Below are 14,278 nucleotides of genomic sequence, written 5' to 3' on the forward strand. Positions count from 1 at the left end.
GCGGTTCACCTCGTCTTATTGTAAGTGTCCTTATATCTTATAAGAGCTCTGATATGTCGCGCAAGACTGCCGCCGCCACAAGATCGAAAATTGCCCGCAAGCTGCCCGGGCCCGCCGACGACGGCACGATACATGTCCCCGCGCCCGGCGAAGGCAAGCGCGGCGAGCAAGGCTATCTCGGCTATCTCTTGCGCCAGGCCCACGCCGCGGTTCGGCTGACGATGGAACGGACCCTCGCCGATCTCGGCGTGACCTCGCCGCAATTCGCGGTGCTGACGATGTTGAACGCTTATCCTGGGCTGTCAGGCGCCGACGTCGCGCGCCTCACCTTCCTGACGCCGCAGACCGTCGGCGTCATCATCCGCAATCTCGAACGTGACGGCGCGATCGTGATGACGCCGCATCCCGTTCACGGCCGCATCCAGCAATGGACCCTGACGCCGCGCGGGGCGACGCTTTTGAAGGCGTGCCGGGAGCGTGTGATCGAATTGGAGAAGCGCCTTGCTCGGGGCCTGGATATGAAGACGGAGACTGCAATCCGGCGCTGGCTCACCGGCATCGCGACCGAGCTGCAAGGGGATTAGGCGCCCTGAATCCCGCCGCTTGCGACCGCATGACTCTACCCCCCTTTCAGCACATCCTTTACCTCGCCGTCGGGCCAGGCTTCGCCTGCGGCGATCACCCGCACGCGGGTGCTATCGGCAGCGCTGACCAGCACATGCGAACTCACCCGGTCGCCGCTCGGCTCCAGGTGCAGCTCCGTTTCGGGCTTCCAGCTCAGCGTCGTCGCGAGATCGCCGGGAAAGATCTGCCACTGCGATCCGTCGTCGAGCTCAACGACGTGGCTTTCCGCATGCGCGCGTATCTTCATTCCACCCCGAATTGCCATTGAGCGGCTAGCGTGCGGAAGGCGGGCCCCGGACCTACCGGGGCCCTGCTCCGTCAGTCGTTGTCGTGATGGATCACGGTCTTGCTGCGATTGCCGAATTCATCCTGCTTCTTGATCACCGTGGTGCGTTCAGAGGGCTCGCGCTCCCTGATGACGGTGGTGCGGTCGCGATCACGGTCTCGCTCGCGGTACTCATGGGACTGACCAACCGTCACGCCCGCGCCGACCGGGCCGACATGAACGCCGACTTCATCCGCGAACACGGGCGTCGCAACGGCGGTGACCAGGGCGGCGGCAAACAGATATTTCCTCATATTCTCCTCCTCATCTCGTGCGGAAGGAATGCGGGACTGCGACAGTTTGTTCCGACGGAACGAGCAACAGAGGCGACACCGAATCGTGCACGCTGTTCCAGGAACCGACTCACACGGGCCGTGTTTCCGGCTAGAATGTGCCAATGAAACAAGCTGATTCCTCGCCCCGTCAAACGCGCCGCGCGCTTCTGAAATCCACGCTGGGCGCGACCGCCCTGCTCGCATTCCCCACGAGCGTTTGCGCTGCGCCTCCGGGATTCGAGGAATGGCGCGAGAGCTTTCGCGCACGCGCCATGGCGAAGGGCATTTCCGCCGCGACCTGGCAGCGCGCGATGGGGCGGGTCGAGCCCGACATGAGCGTGTTCAAGCAGATGCGCAACCAGCCCGAATTCCACGAGCAGGTCTGGCAATACATCAATCGCCGCGTCTCCGATTGGCGCATCATCAACGGCAAGATCGCGCTGAAGAACAACGAGGCGCTGCTCGCCCGCGTCGAGCGCGATTTCGGCGTCGAGCGTGGCACATTGCTGGCACTGTGGGGCGTCGAGTCCGCCTATGGCGATCCCCTCGTGCAGCAGAACCACATGACGCCGGTGTTTCCCTCGCTCGCCGCTCTCGCCTGGAACGAGCCGCGCCGCAAGGCCTATTGGGAAACCGAGCTGATCAACGCGCTGCGCATCGTCGACAAGGGCTGGAGCACGCCCGAGGAGATGAAGGGTTCATGGGCCGGCGCGATGGGGCATTCGCAATGGATGCCGGAGGTCTGGCTCAATGTCGGCATCGACTATGACGGCGACGGCAAGGTGTCGCCCTTCGGCAAGCCCGACGACGCGCTGGGCTCCACCGCAAAATATCTCGTCAATCGCGGCAAGTGGCATCGCGGCGAACATTGGGGCTATGAGGTGCGCGCGGCCGGTAATATGAGTGGCAGCCGAACCTATGCGGCTTGGCAGGCAGCCGGCGTCACCCGTGCCGACGGCCAGCCTTTCCCGCAGCCGAACGCATCCGCGCAGATGTGGACGCCCGTTGCGGGCGGGCCGACGTTTCTGCTTGGACCGAATTTCTACTCGGTGAAGAGCTACAACCCTTCCATGAATTACGCGCTGGCGATCTGCCATCTCGGCGACCGCTGCCTCGGCGCGCCGCCCTTCATCCAACCATTCCCCGGCTCCGAGCGCGCACTGACGCTTGCCGAGGTGCAGGAGATGCAGACGCGCCTGACCAAAGCCGGCTTCGACACCGGCGGCACCGACGGCCGCGTCGGCAACGACACCATGAAGGCGATCAAGGATTTCCAGCAGCGCGCGGGGATCACGCCGGCGGATGGCTATGGCGGACTGAAGGTGCTCGCGAAGCTCCGGCAGGGGTCGTAGGCCGACGCCCTCTCCCGCGTCATTCCGGGCTCGCGCTTCGCGCGCCCCGGAATGACAGCTTGCCTCAATGCCGGTACTGCGGCTCCTCGGCATCCAGCTGCCGGCGGATCGCAGCGAGATGCAGCCGCGCGGATTCGCTGTCGCCCTCGCGCATCTGCCTGTAGGTTTCCACCGCGATCGCCGGGTCCACCGGCAGCACTTTCCGTCCCGTCGACATTGCCAGCACCTGCACTTCGGCGGCGCGTTCGAGGTAGTAGAGATCGTCCCAGGCTTCCGCGATGGTCGGGGCCAGCACCATCACGCCGTGATGCTTCATGAAGACGATGTCGGCGTTACCCACGGCCGAGGCGATCCGCGCGCCTTCGCGGTTGTCGAGTGCGAGGCCGTTATAGTCGCGGTCCACGGCCGTCCGGCCATAGAATTTCAGCGCGGTCTGGCCGGCCCAGATCAACGGGTCGCCCTCGGTCATCGACAGCGCCGTGGCATAGGGCATGTGGGTGTGGAACGCGACTTTCGCGCGCGGCAGCAATCTGTGCATCTCGGCATGGATGAAGAACGCGGTCGCCTCGGGCACGCCCTCGCCGTCGAGCACGTTGCCGTGGAAGTCGCAGATCAGGAGCTTCGACGCGGTCAGCTCGCGAAAGGCGTAGCCATAGGGGTTGACGAGGAACAGATCGTCATGACCGGGCACCACGGCCGAGAAGTGGTTGCAGATGCCCTCCTCAAAACCGTTGCGCGCCGCCATGCGGAAGCAGGCAGCCAGATCCTCGCGCGCGGTGCGGATCGCATCGTTGGCGAGGTCCGGCCGGTTGGAGCGGAATGGCGCGGGTGAGGACGCGTGAAGGCTATGCGCCATGGCGAAGGACACCTCTGTCGGACGGGAGCTATCCGCGTTGTACAGCGGCCGCGCCGGCGCGTCAGCCCCTGCGCGTGCCACCCTGCCCTGCGCGGCTCAGGCCCGCCGCGGCACGCCTCCGGCGTTCATGCCGCCGTCGATCACGAGCTCGCTGCCGGTGACGTAGCGCGAGGCATCGGAGGCCAGATACAGCACGCCGGAGGCGATCTCCGCGGCCTGCCCGGCGCGGCCAAGCGGCGTCGCGACCTTGGCCCGCTCGTCCGGATCGATCGGCGCGTTCTGCCCGGCCCCGGTCGCCCCCGTCGGGATCTTGCCCCAGATCGGGGTGTCGATGATCCCTGGATGAACCGAGTTGACGCGGATGCCGTCGCCCGCCGCCGCGCATTCCATCGCGATCGACTTGGCGAACAGCCGCACGCCACCCTTGGTCGCCGAATAGGCCGACAAGCCGGGCGCGCCGCGCAGGCCCGCCAGCGAAGACATCATGACGATCGAGCCGCCGCCACGCTTGCGCATCAGGGGCAGGCAGTGCTTCACCGAGAGAAAGACACCGTCGAGATTGATCGCGTTCTGCTTGCGCCAGTCGGCGAGCGTCATGTCGACGATCGAGGGCACGGCAATGCCGATGCCGGCATTGGAGACCATGATATCGAGCCGGCCGTAGCGCTTGGCGACCTCGTTGACGATTTCGATCCAGCGCTCCTCGCTGGTGACGTCCTGCTCCAGGAAGATCGCCTTGCCGCCGGCTTTCGTCACGCGCTTGGCGAGTTCCGGCCCGCGCAGCTCGTCGATGTCGGTGATGACGACGGTGGCGCCCTCGCGCGCGAACAGCTCGACGATGGCTTCACCGATGCCCGAGGCGCCGCCCGTCACCAGCGCGACCTTGCCCTCAACCTGCCCTGCCATGTTCACTCCCTTTTTTGTTGTTTGAGCGATTTGGTTTTAGCGCATGATCTCGTCGGATCTTGCGTCATCTGATTACGGATGGCCCCTGGTCCGGTAGCGCGACGTCGACGACGCGGAATTGCACCCGCTCGGCACCCTGGTAGCGATCGACCGAGAGCGAGCCCGCGACATGCAATGGCTGGCCGCGATTGGCGAGCAGCGCGTTGCCGAGCTTCTGGCCGATCGAACGGAACGCGATGCCGTTGACGATGGCGCCGTCGCCCGACTTGAAGCGCAGCCGCAGATGCGCCTGGCCGACCTCGTCGGCAAAGACGAGCTGATGTGCCGGCAGCGCCAGCACCGGCTCCGGATTGCCGCTGCCGAAGGGACCGGCGCGGTTGAGCGTCGCCGCAAGCTCGGTCGTCACGGCGCGCGCGGAGACGGCACCGTCGATATAGAGTTCGTTGACGTGCCGCGCCTCGGCGACGTCCTGCGCCAGCGCGTTCTCGAGATAGGCGCGAAATTCGGCGAGCTTCTCCTTCCGCAGCGTCACGCCCGCGGCCATCGCGTGGCCGCCGCCCTTGAGCAGGATGCCGTCGGCCACCGCCTGCCTTACCGCCTTGCCGAGATCGACCCCGGCGATCGAGCGGCCCGAGCCGGTGCCGATGCCACCGGGCTCCAAGGCAATGGCGAAGGCCGGCCGCGCAAACTTCTCCTTCAGGCGGGAGGCGACGAGGCCGACGACGCCGGGGTGCCAGCCTTCGGAGGCCGTGACGATCACGCCGAGCTTGTCCTCCAGCCCGATCGAGGCCAGTGCCTCGGCTTCGGCCTGCGCTTCCGCGGCCTGCTCGATGACGCGGCGCTCGCTGTTGAGGCGATCGAGCTCGGCGGCGATCCGCGCGGCCTCGACGCTGTCGCCTTCGAGCAGCAGCCGCACGCCGAGATCGGCGCGGCCGATCCGGCCGCCCGCGTTGACGCGCGGCCCCAGCATGAAGCCGAGATGCCAGGCCTCCGGCGGCCCGTTCAGCCGCGCCACGTCCATCAGCGCGGTATGGCCGACATGATCGCGGCGCCGCATCGCGATCAGGCCCTTGGCGACGAAGGCGCGGTTGAGGCCGATCAGCGGCGCCACATCCGCAACCGTGCCGAGCGCGACGTGATGCAGCATGCCGAGCAGATCGGGCTCGGGCATCTCCGCGCTCCAGAAACCGCGCTGGCGCAGCTCGCGATTGACCGCGACCAGCGTCACCAGCACGAGGCCGACGGCGGCCAGATGGCCGAGCCCTGAGAGATCGTCGAGCCGGTTCGGGTTGACCAGCGCGTCGACCTCCGGCAGCTCCGTGCCGGCCTGGTGATGGTCGATCACGACCACGGACATGCCGAGGCGCTTGGCTTCAGCGAGCGGCTCGATGCTGGTGGTGCCGCAATCGACGGTCACGAGCAGCGTGGCGCCTTTCGCCGCCAGCCCGCGCACGGCCTCGACGTTGGGGCCATAGCCCTCGAAGATGCGGTCGGGAATGTGGATCAGCGGATCGAGGCCGCAATGGCGCAGATGCCAGGCGAGCAGCGCCGCAGAGGTCGCGCCGTCGACATCGTAATCGCCGAAGATCGCGACCGTTTCGCCCTTCGCTGCGGCATCCGCGATCCGCTTGGCGGCTGCCTCCATCTCCGTCACCGTGAACGGGTCCGGCATGAGCTTGCGGATGGTCGGATCGAGGAAGTCGGCGACGGCATCGATCTCGACTCCGCGGCCCGCCAGCACCCGGGCCAGCAGCTCCGGCAATTGATGCTGCTGCACGATGGCGAGCGCCTTGGCCGCTCCGCGCGCATCCAGCCGGTCGCGCCAGAGCTTGTCGGTGAGCGAGCGCGCCACGCCCAGGAACGCCTGCGGCGCTTCGACGGGTAAGGCGGTGGCGGGCGGCGTCATGAGTCGCAGTCGGTTTGAGGAACCTGCGGCCGACGATGTCGCGTCGGTCCGGCTAGCAGGACGATTGACCCGGAATCCCCAGGGATTTGCAATCTCCGCGGCGCACAAAGCGGTGGATTGCCGATTTGCTGCGCTGACTGACTATCATTTGAGCAGTCCGCAAAACAGCAAATTAAGCAGGCGTTAGGCGGAATCTTCGAAAAAGACTTGTATTCGATCTGTAATTTCTAGTTCCGGGTTCGTTGCAGATCAGACCTCATTGCCAAGGGAAATCCCCGATGTCTGCTGCGCTGGGTCTGAAAGCCAAGCCGCTCGCCACCGAACCCGCTGACGACGATTCCGACATCTCCGCGCTGATCAACCGCCTCACCGCGGAGGTCAACCAGATCGCGGTCGACAAGACCAAATCGATCCAGCAGATCACCAACCAGATGAAGATGCTGGCGCTGAACGCGCTGATCGAGAGCTCGCGCGCCGGCGCGCAAGGCGCGGGCTTTGCCGTGGTGGCGCAGGAGGTGCGCGGCGTCGGCCAGCAGGTCGAGACCATCGCACGCGAGCTCGAGACACAGCTAACGAAACGGACGGGCGACCTCGTCTCCTCGATCGAGCAGATGAGCCAGCGATCGCGCGGCGAGCGCATGATGGATCTGTCGCTGAACGCCATCGAGCTGATCGACCGCAACCTCTATGAACGCACCTGCGACGTGCGCTGGTGGGCGACCGATTCCGCCGTGGTCGATTGCGCGGCCTCCCCCGGCGCTGCAGCCGTCTCGCATACCTCGCAGCGCCTCGGCGTGATCCTCGGGGCCTACACGGTTTATCTCGACCTCTGGCTCTGCGACCTCGACGGCAACGTCATCGCCAACGGCCGGGCCGACCGCTTCCGCGTCGTCGGCCAGAACGTCGCCCACACCAAATGGTTTCGCGAGGCGCGAACCTTGCGCTCCGGTGACGACTACGTTGCCGGCGACGTCGAGAACCAGCCGCTGCTCGGCAACGCGCAGGTCGCGACCTATTGCGCCAGCGTCCGCGCCGGCGGCCAGGCCAATGGCGCCCCGATCGGCGTGCTCGCCATCCATTTCGACTGGGAGCCGCAGGCCCGCGCCATCGTCCAGGGCGTCCGCGTCGGCGACAGCGACAAGGCCCGCGTGCTGCTGGTCGATTCGAATCTGCGCGTCATCGCGGCGTCCGACGGACAGGGCATCCTCAGCGAGCGCATCTCGATCTCCCTGAACGGCCAGCGCTCCGGCGTCTATCACGACCGCGGCGGCTCGCTGGTCGCCTTCCATGCGACGCCGGGCTACGAGACCTATCGGGGGCTCGGCTGGTACGGCGTGATCATCTGCGGGGCCTGAGGCGCCGCTCGATTCAAAAACGCGAAAACAACCCCATGCACAGTAGGCTGGGGTTGTTTTCATTGACGTTTTCCGCTGGCCAAAATACCTCACAAGAACGCTTTGACGCGTCGGGCAAGACGGCGGCGTCAAAACAGCGGCGTTTATGGCATCGGGCATGACCATTCCCGCAACGCCATCGCGAGGCAGGCCGCTCCCAGGCAAAAGCTCGCCTTATTGCTCGGATAGGCTGTGCGCAGCATCACGCTGATCGACGGACCGTGAGTGCTCACGTCGTCCTATGCCCTGGAGATCTTTCATGAAGATTGTCGTGATCGGGGGAACCGGATTGATCGGATCCAAGCTCGTGGCGCGGCTCAAGCAGCAAGGCCACGAGGCTGTGGCAGCCTCACCGAAATCAGGCGTGAATGCCGTGACCGGCGAAGGCCTCGCTGCGGCATTGGCGGGCGCGGATGTCGTCGTCGACGTCGCCAACGCGCCGTCCTGGGAGCCCGCCGCCGTGCTCGAATTCTTCGAGCGTTCGAGCAAGAACCTCGTCGCGACGGAGGCTGCCGCGGCCGTGAAGCACCACGTGGCCCTGTCGATCGTCGGGACGGAGCGGTCGCCCGACAACGCCTATTTCCGGGCCAAGCTCGCCCAGGAGACGATCATCAAGTCGGCCCGGGTCCCCTACTCGATCGTGCGCGCCACCCAGTTCTTCGAATTCCTCGGCGCCATTGCCGAAATGGGTGCGATTGACGGCAAGATCGTCGTTCCCTCGGCATTGTTTCAACCGATCGCCGCGGACGACGTCGCAGCTCGCCTCGCGGAGGTCGCAACGGACAAGCCGCTCAACGGCACGATCGACATCGCAGGGCCCGAGAAGGCCCCTTTCAATGAATTCATCGCGCGCCGCCTGAAGGCGTCCGGCGACCCCCGGACAGTGATCGGAGACCCGAAGGCGCCCTATTACGGCGGCCCTATCGACGATACATCGCTGAACCCGCTCGGCGAGGCGCGGCTGGGGAAGACGCCGCTGGCGGCGTGGCTTGCGAGCCTCTGACAGCCCTGCTGTCGTTCAACCCCGGCGCTTTCCAGCCGTTGCCATCTCAGCCGCGAGCAGCACCGCGGCACGGCTGGCGCCGATCGAAGCAATGCCCTGCCCGGCGATGTCGTAGGCGGTGCCGTGCGCGGGCGTGCAGATCGGGAATGGAAAGCCGCCGAGCATGGTCACACCGCGATCGAAACCCATCAGCTTCATCGCGATCTGGCCCTGGTCGTGATACATCGTCAGCACCGCATCGAAGGCGCCGCTCTTGGCGCGCAGAAACACCGTGTCGGCGGGGAACGGTCCCTCCGCGGCAATGCCCTCGGCCTGCCCGGCTGCGACGACGGGCGCGATGACGTCGATCTCCTCGCGGCCGAAATTGCCGCCGTCGCCGGCGTGCGGATTGAGGCCGGCGACCGCGATGCGCGGCCGCGCGAAGCCGGCGTTGCGCATGCAGGCATCGGTTAGCTTGAGCGCACGATGAATGCGCTCGCTCGACAGCTTGGCTGCGACGTCCCTCAGCGGGATATGGGAGGTGACCCGCGCGTTCCAGAGACGATCGAGCACATTGAATTCGCTGGCGGGAGTCTCGAGACCGACCACCTCCGCGGAGAAAGCGATCTCGTCGTCGTAGTCGGCGCGCGCCAGCCGCATCGCCTGCTTGTTGAAGGGGGTGAAGCAGGCCGCGTCGACGCGGCCGTCCCGGCCGAGCTCGAGCGCGTGCTTGTAATTGGTCAGTGCGAATTTGCCGCCGGCAAGAGTGGCAGTCTTCGGCTCGACCTCGCGGGGAGCGAGATGGCCGAGATCGACGAACAGCGCTTCGCCCTCTGCCGCGTGAAGATCGGCGTCCGGCTCCACCGTCGACAGAGCCGGCTTGACGCCGGCAACGCGCGCGCCCTCGTCGAAGATGCGGCGGTCGCCGATGACGACGAGCCGGCTTTGGGCGCGGATGTCGTCCTGCGCCACCAGCCTGGCCGTCAGCTCGGGGCTGATGCCGGCGGGATCTCCCATGGCCAGCGCAATCAGCGGCTTTGCGGTCATATGATCACTTTCTCCTGGCTCGTCGCCTCAGTGGCGGGGGATGCGGGTTTGCGCCAAAGGCGCGCCAGCTGCAGCACGAGCGGCAGCAGCAGAAGCGCGATGCCGGCCACGATCAGGCATGTCACCAGCTTGTTGGCAAAGAAGATGCCGAGGGATCCCTTGGACATCAGCATCGACTGCCGGAACGCGTCCTCGGCCTTGTCGCCGATGACGATGGCGAGCACGAGCGGTGCCAGCGGATAGAACAGCTTCTTGAAGAGATAGCCGACGATCCCGAAGCCCAGCATCATCACGACGTCGAGATAGGAGTTCGACACCGAATAGGCGCCGACGACGCAGATGATCACGATCAGCGGTGCGATCACCACGAAGGGAATCCGCATCAAGGCGGCGAACACCGGAACGGTGAGCAGCACCAGCGCGACGGCGACGATGTTGCCGACATACATCGAGGCGATCAGGCCCCAGACGAAATCCTTCTGGTCGACGAACAGCATCGGCCCGGGATTGAGGCCCCAGATCATCAGGCCGCCCATCATGACCGCCGCGGTCGCCGAGCCTGGAATGCCGAGCGAGAGCATCGGCAGCAGCGCGCTGGTGCCGGCGGCATGATCGGCAGTCTCCGGCGAGATGATGCCTTCAACCTCCCCTGTGCCGAAATACCGGCCGCGACGCGAGAAGCGGCGGGCAATGCCGTAGCTCATGAACGATGCCGCGGTCGGGCCGCCCGGCGTGATCCCCATCCAGCAGCCGATCGCAGCGCTGCGCAACAGCGCTACGCTGTGGCGCGGCAGCCGGCCGACCGCACGGAACACTTCACGCCAATCGATCTTCGAGGACACGGCGCGGGCATGAAACTCTTCCTCGACCGCGACCAGGAGCTCGCCGATGCCGAACAGGCCCATCACCGCGACGACGAAGCTGACGCCCTTGACAAGTTCGTCGACGCCCATGGTGAGACGCACGCTGCCGGACACCGTGTCGATGCCGATCGCGGCGATGGCAAAGCCGATCGCGAGCGCCACGACCGTCTTGACCGGCGCCGCGCCGCCCATGCCGACGAAGCTGGCAAAGGCCAGGAAATAGACCGCGAAATATTCGGCCGGGCCGAAGGCGAGCGCGACCTGCGCCACCCAGGACGCGAGGAAGGTGATCAGGACAACGCCGATCAGGGCGCCGAATGCGGCCGAGCCGAAGGCGGTCGCGAGCGCCGTGGTTGGCCTTCCGTCCCGCGCCATCGGATAGCCGTCGAAGGTGGTCGCGACCGACGACGGCTCCCCCGGAATGTTGAACAGGATCGAGGTCACGGAGCCGCCGAACAGCGCGCCCCAATACATGCTGGAGAGCAGGATGATCGCCGACACCGGCTGCATGCCGAAGGTCAGCGGCAACAGCAGCGATACGCCGTTCGGTGCACCCAGTCCCGGCAGCACGCCGACGAGAATGCCGAGCAGCACGCCGACGACCATCAGCACCAGATGCGGCACGGTGACCGCGATGCTGAAGCCGTGCAGGAGCTCCGCGAGATTATCCATCGACTTCTCCGTCAGAGCCCGAACATGGCGGCGAGCGCGCCGTGCGGGAGGCTGACCTGGAACATGCGCTCGAACACGACATAGAGCGCGAGCGCCGTTGCCCCCGCCATCGCCAGCGCACGCGGCACGGATTGGTGGCGCGGGATGGCCAGCACCGTGAAGACGTAGAGCGCGGAGGCGACGTACATCCCGGCGAGCGGAATCGCGGCGACGAAGATCGCGGCCGGCACGAACAGGCCGGCAAGCCGGCGCAACTCCACCGGCGTGATGGCGATCGGAACATTGGCCAGGGATGCCACCGGCAGCACGCCCCGTGCCAGATTGTAGAGGCTGCCGAGCACGATGATGATGCCCGTCAGGAACGGGAATGTCCCGGCATCGACGCCCGCGCTCGACCAGCCGATGCCGTTGTCGAGGCTTTGGATCACGACAGCGACACCAAAGCCGCCGGTGAGGACGGCAGTCGCAAGTTCAAGCGCGCGGCGGGAGATCATGGAGGACTCCGCTTCGGCGGCGTATTGTGGCCGAGTCTGACCCAAGCAGTTTCCCAGCGCTCGGTGTCGTCCCTGCGGACGCAGGGACCCATAACCCCGGGAGCAGATTGACGAAGATACGAAGCCAAGTCGGTATGACGATCAATGCACATCGAGAGATCACGCGGTATGGGTCCCTGCGCCTCCGTGCGCAATTGCGCACTAGGCAGGGACGACAGCGGAGGCGTTGGGCAAGCCCGGCGCATATCCAAGCTGGCGCCCCGTCTCACTTCACCAGCCAGCCCTGCTCGCCCGCGACCTGCTTGACGTGTTCGAGGTCCTCCTTGATGAACTTGTCGAATTCGGCGCCGGTCAGGAAGGTGTCGACCTGGGAGGTCTTCTCGATGTAATCCTTCCACTCCGGCGTCGCCTGCACCTTCTTCATGAGGTCGACATAGAACGCGGCCTGGTCCGGCGTGACCTTGCCGGGCAGCCACACGGTGCGCGGCTGCTCATATTGCTTGATGTCGAGGCCCTGCTCGACGCAGGTGGGAACGTCGCCCCAGCCTTCGGTCGCCGTGATCTTGGCGCCCTGCGGCAGCCGCTTCGGGCTGAACACACAGAGCGGGCGCTGCGTGCCGCCGCGCCATTGCCCGAGGCTCTCGCTGGGATTGTTGACGTGGGAGTCGAGATGTCCGCCGGCGAGCTGCACGGCGGTCTCGGCGCCGCTCTTGAAGGGGATGTAGGTCAGCTTGACCTTGCCGGCTTTCTCGATCATGCGCGTCAAGACCTCGTCGGTGTCCTTGGACTGTGCGCCGCCCATCTTGAATTCGCCGGATGCGGCGGCCTTCAGGTAATCGCCCGCATTCTTGTATGGCGCGTCCTGCTTGACCCAGAGCAAAAACTCGTCCTGCGCCATCGCCGCGATCGGGGTGAGATCGGTGTAATTGAAGGCGACCTTGGAGACGAGCGGCTGCTGCCAGGCATTGGAGGTGCCGAAGATCACCTTGTAGGGATCGCCGGCCGACGCCTTGCCGTAGACATAGCCTTCGGCACCGCTACCGCCGCCCTTGTTGACGACGACGATCGGCTGCTCCGTCAGCTTGTGCTTGGTGATGATGTTCTGCACTGCGCGGGCGAGATTGTCGGTGCCGCCGCCGGGGCCGGCGGTGGCCACGAACTCGATCGGCTTTTGCGGTTGCCAGGCACTGAGCGCGGGCATGGTACCGGCGAGCACGGTTAAGGCTGCGGAGAGCAGAAATATTGACGTCCGACCCATGATTTCCTCCAGCTGATTTTTGTCTTTTCTAATTTTTGTCTTTGGCCTTGTCGTATTCACGTCCGATCAGGCGACGCGTTCCGCCTGTCTTCCCGAGGCCAGGACGATTGCGCCTTCTTTTGCGAGCGCTTCGATCTGCTTGTGGTCGAACCCGTGCTCGGCCAGCACGTCTCTCGTGTGCTCACCATAGACCGGTGCGCCTGACAGCACTTTGCCTGGGGTCTCCGAAAACTTCACGGGCAGCCCGATCGTCTTCACGGGACCGAGCGTGGAATGCTCGACCTCGACCACCATCTCGCGCGCCAGCGTCTGGGGATCACTGAGCGCCTCCAGCATGTCGTGCACGGGGCCGCACGGCACGCCCTTCTCGTCCAGCGCGGCAAGCCAGTGCGCCCGAGTTCGGGTGCGGAAGCGCTCGCTGAGGACCGCCTCGAGCTCCTTGAGATTGGCCATGCGGTCGGCGCCGTTGACGAAGCGCGGATCGGCGGCGAGCTCGCTCGCACCGAGCGCTTCCAGCATCAATAGCCAGTGCTTCTTGTTGGCGCCGCCGACCACGAGCCAGCCGTCCGAGGCCTCGAACGCCTGATACGGCGCGTTGAGCGGATGCGCCGAGCCCATCGCGCGCGGCGCGGTGCCTGCGGCGAGCGCGATAGTGGACTGCCAATAGGTCTGCACCAGCGCGGCCTCGTAGAGCGAGGTCTCGACCCACTGCCCCTCCCCGGTCTTGAGGCGGTGCGTGTAGGCCGCCAGAATGCCCATGCTCGCGAGCAGGCCGGCGGTGATGTCGGACAGCGGCGGGCCGCATTTCACGGGCGGACCGTCGGGGCGTTCGCCCGTAAAGCTCATGATGCCGCTCATGGCCTGCGCGACGAGATCGAAGCCGCGGCGGTGCTTGTAGGGACCGGTGCGGCCGAAGCCCGACAGCGAGCAATAGATCAGCGATGGATATTGCTTGTGAAGCTCTTCGTAACCGAAGCCGAGGCGCTCCATGGCGCCGGGCGCGAAATTCTCGACCAGCACGTCGGCATTCGCGATCAGCCGGCGCAGTACCTGTTTGCCGCCCTCGGTCTTGAGGTCCAGCACGATGCCGCGCTTGTTGCGGTTCATCATTAGGAACGAGGCCGCCTCATCGCCGATCTTCGGCGGTACGGAGTGGCGGGTATCATCGCCGTTCGGCGATTTCTCGATCTTGATGACGTCGGCGCCCATGTCGGCGAGCATCAGGGTGCAGGTCGGGCCGGCCATGACATGGGTGAGATCGACGACCTTGAGCCCGGCAAGCGGTCCTGAACGGCGGGAGGTAGATTGCGAACCTGGCATCGGG

General features: G+C 65.9%; 14 protein-coding genes. 4 read left to right on the forward strand and 10 right to left on the reverse strand.

Annotation, left to right across the window (positions count from 1 at the left end; all coding sequences use genetic code 11):
- The first annotated feature begins 53 nt into the window (after window positions 1-53).
- Complete coding sequence (locus AC0WRY_RS18330; protein WP_491120252.1) at window positions 54-584, forward strand: MarR family winged helix-turn-helix transcriptional regulator; 531 nt, start codon at window positions 54-56, stop codon at window positions 582-584.
- Window positions 585-619: 35 nt separating this feature from the next.
- Here the strand turns inward: AC0WRY_RS18330 and AC0WRY_RS18335 are convergent, their stop codons facing one another.
- Window positions 620-871, reverse strand: coding sequence for a hypothetical protein (locus AC0WRY_RS18335; protein ID WP_211417154.1), 252 nt, complete (start codon window positions 869-871; stop codon window positions 620-622).
- Between the two features lie 71 nt (window positions 872-942).
- The gene (locus tag AC0WRY_RS18340) at window positions 943-1,203 is read right to left on the reverse strand and encodes a hypothetical protein (RefSeq protein ID WP_194402216.1); all 261 of its coding nucleotides are present in this window, start codon (window positions 1,201-1,203) and stop codon (window positions 943-945) included.
- A gap of 143 nt (window positions 1,204-1,346) precedes the next feature.
- Between AC0WRY_RS18340 and AC0WRY_RS18345 the strand changes: the two genes are divergently transcribed.
- Window positions 1,347-2,576, forward strand: a complete 1,230-nt coding sequence (locus tag AC0WRY_RS18345) for a lytic murein transglycosylase (protein WP_491120255.1) — start codon at window positions 1,347-1,349, stop codon at window positions 2,574-2,576.
- A gap of 64 nt (window positions 2,577-2,640) precedes the next feature.
- On the opposite strand, the gene AC0WRY_RS18350 is transcribed toward AC0WRY_RS18345, so the two are convergent.
- From AC0WRY_RS18350 to recJ, 3 genes are all read right to left on the reverse strand, one after another.
- Window positions 2,641-3,432 carry an aldolase gene (locus AC0WRY_RS18350; protein ID WP_491120257.1) on the reverse strand — a complete coding sequence of 264 codons (792 nt, stop codon included), beginning with the start codon at window positions 3,430-3,432 and terminating at the stop codon, window positions 2,641-2,643.
- A 96-nt stretch (window positions 3,433-3,528) separates the two neighbouring features.
- Complete coding sequence (locus AC0WRY_RS18355; RefSeq protein ID WP_491120259.1) at window positions 3,529-4,338, reverse strand: SDR family NAD(P)-dependent oxidoreductase; 810 nt, start codon at window positions 4,336-4,338, stop codon at window positions 3,529-3,531.
- Between the two features lie 64 nt (window positions 4,339-4,402).
- A complete protein-coding gene (gene recJ / locus AC0WRY_RS18360) occupies window positions 4,403-6,244 on the reverse strand; it encodes a single-stranded-DNA-specific exonuclease RecJ (protein WP_491120261.1) in 1,842 nt (613 codons plus the stop codon).
- A gap of 278 nt (window positions 6,245-6,522) precedes the next feature.
- Here recJ and AC0WRY_RS18365 point away from each other — a divergent pair, with 278 nt between their 5' ends.
- Entirely contained in the window at window positions 6,523-7,599 is a 1,077-nt protein-coding gene (locus tag AC0WRY_RS18365) for a methyl-accepting chemotaxis protein (RefSeq protein ID WP_194402221.1), read from the forward strand.
- Between the two features lie 298 nt (window positions 7,600-7,897).
- Window positions 7,898-8,641, forward strand: coding sequence for an SDR family oxidoreductase (locus AC0WRY_RS18370; RefSeq protein ID WP_491120262.1), 744 nt, complete (start codon window positions 7,898-7,900; stop codon window positions 8,639-8,641).
- A 15-nt stretch (window positions 8,642-8,656) separates the two neighbouring features.
- Here the strand turns inward: AC0WRY_RS18370 and AC0WRY_RS18375 are convergent, their stop codons facing one another.
- From AC0WRY_RS18375 to AC0WRY_RS18395, 5 genes are all read right to left on the reverse strand, one after another.
- Window positions 8,657-9,667, reverse strand: a complete 1,011-nt coding sequence (locus tag AC0WRY_RS18375) for a 4-hydroxythreonine-4-phosphate dehydrogenase PdxA (protein WP_194402223.1) — start codon at window positions 9,665-9,667, stop codon at window positions 8,657-8,659.
- Entirely contained in the window at window positions 9,664-11,202 is a 1,539-nt protein-coding gene (locus AC0WRY_RS18380; RefSeq protein ID WP_194402224.1) for a tripartite tricarboxylate transporter permease, read from the reverse strand. The genes AC0WRY_RS18375 and AC0WRY_RS18380 overlap by 4 nt, the downstream gene beginning before the upstream one ends.
- A gap of 11 nt (window positions 11,203-11,213) precedes the next feature.
- A complete protein-coding gene (locus AC0WRY_RS18385) occupies window positions 11,214-11,696 on the reverse strand; it encodes a tripartite tricarboxylate transporter TctB family protein (protein ID WP_194402225.1) in 483 nt (160 codons plus the stop codon).
- 265 nt (window positions 11,697-11,961) lie between these two features.
- Complete coding sequence (locus AC0WRY_RS18390) at window positions 11,962-12,954, reverse strand: Bug family tripartite tricarboxylate transporter substrate binding protein (RefSeq protein WP_194402226.1); 993 nt, start codon at window positions 12,952-12,954, stop codon at window positions 11,962-11,964.
- Window positions 12,955-13,020: 66 nt separating this feature from the next.
- On the reverse strand, window positions 13,021-14,274 hold the full coding sequence (locus tag AC0WRY_RS18395) for a CaiB/BaiF CoA transferase family protein (RefSeq protein ID WP_194402227.1): 1,254 nt from the start codon (window positions 14,272-14,274) through the stop codon (window positions 13,021-13,023).
- Window positions 14,275-14,278 lie beyond the last annotated feature (4 nt).

Source organism: Bradyrhizobium sp. T-12, from assembly GCF_058314695.1.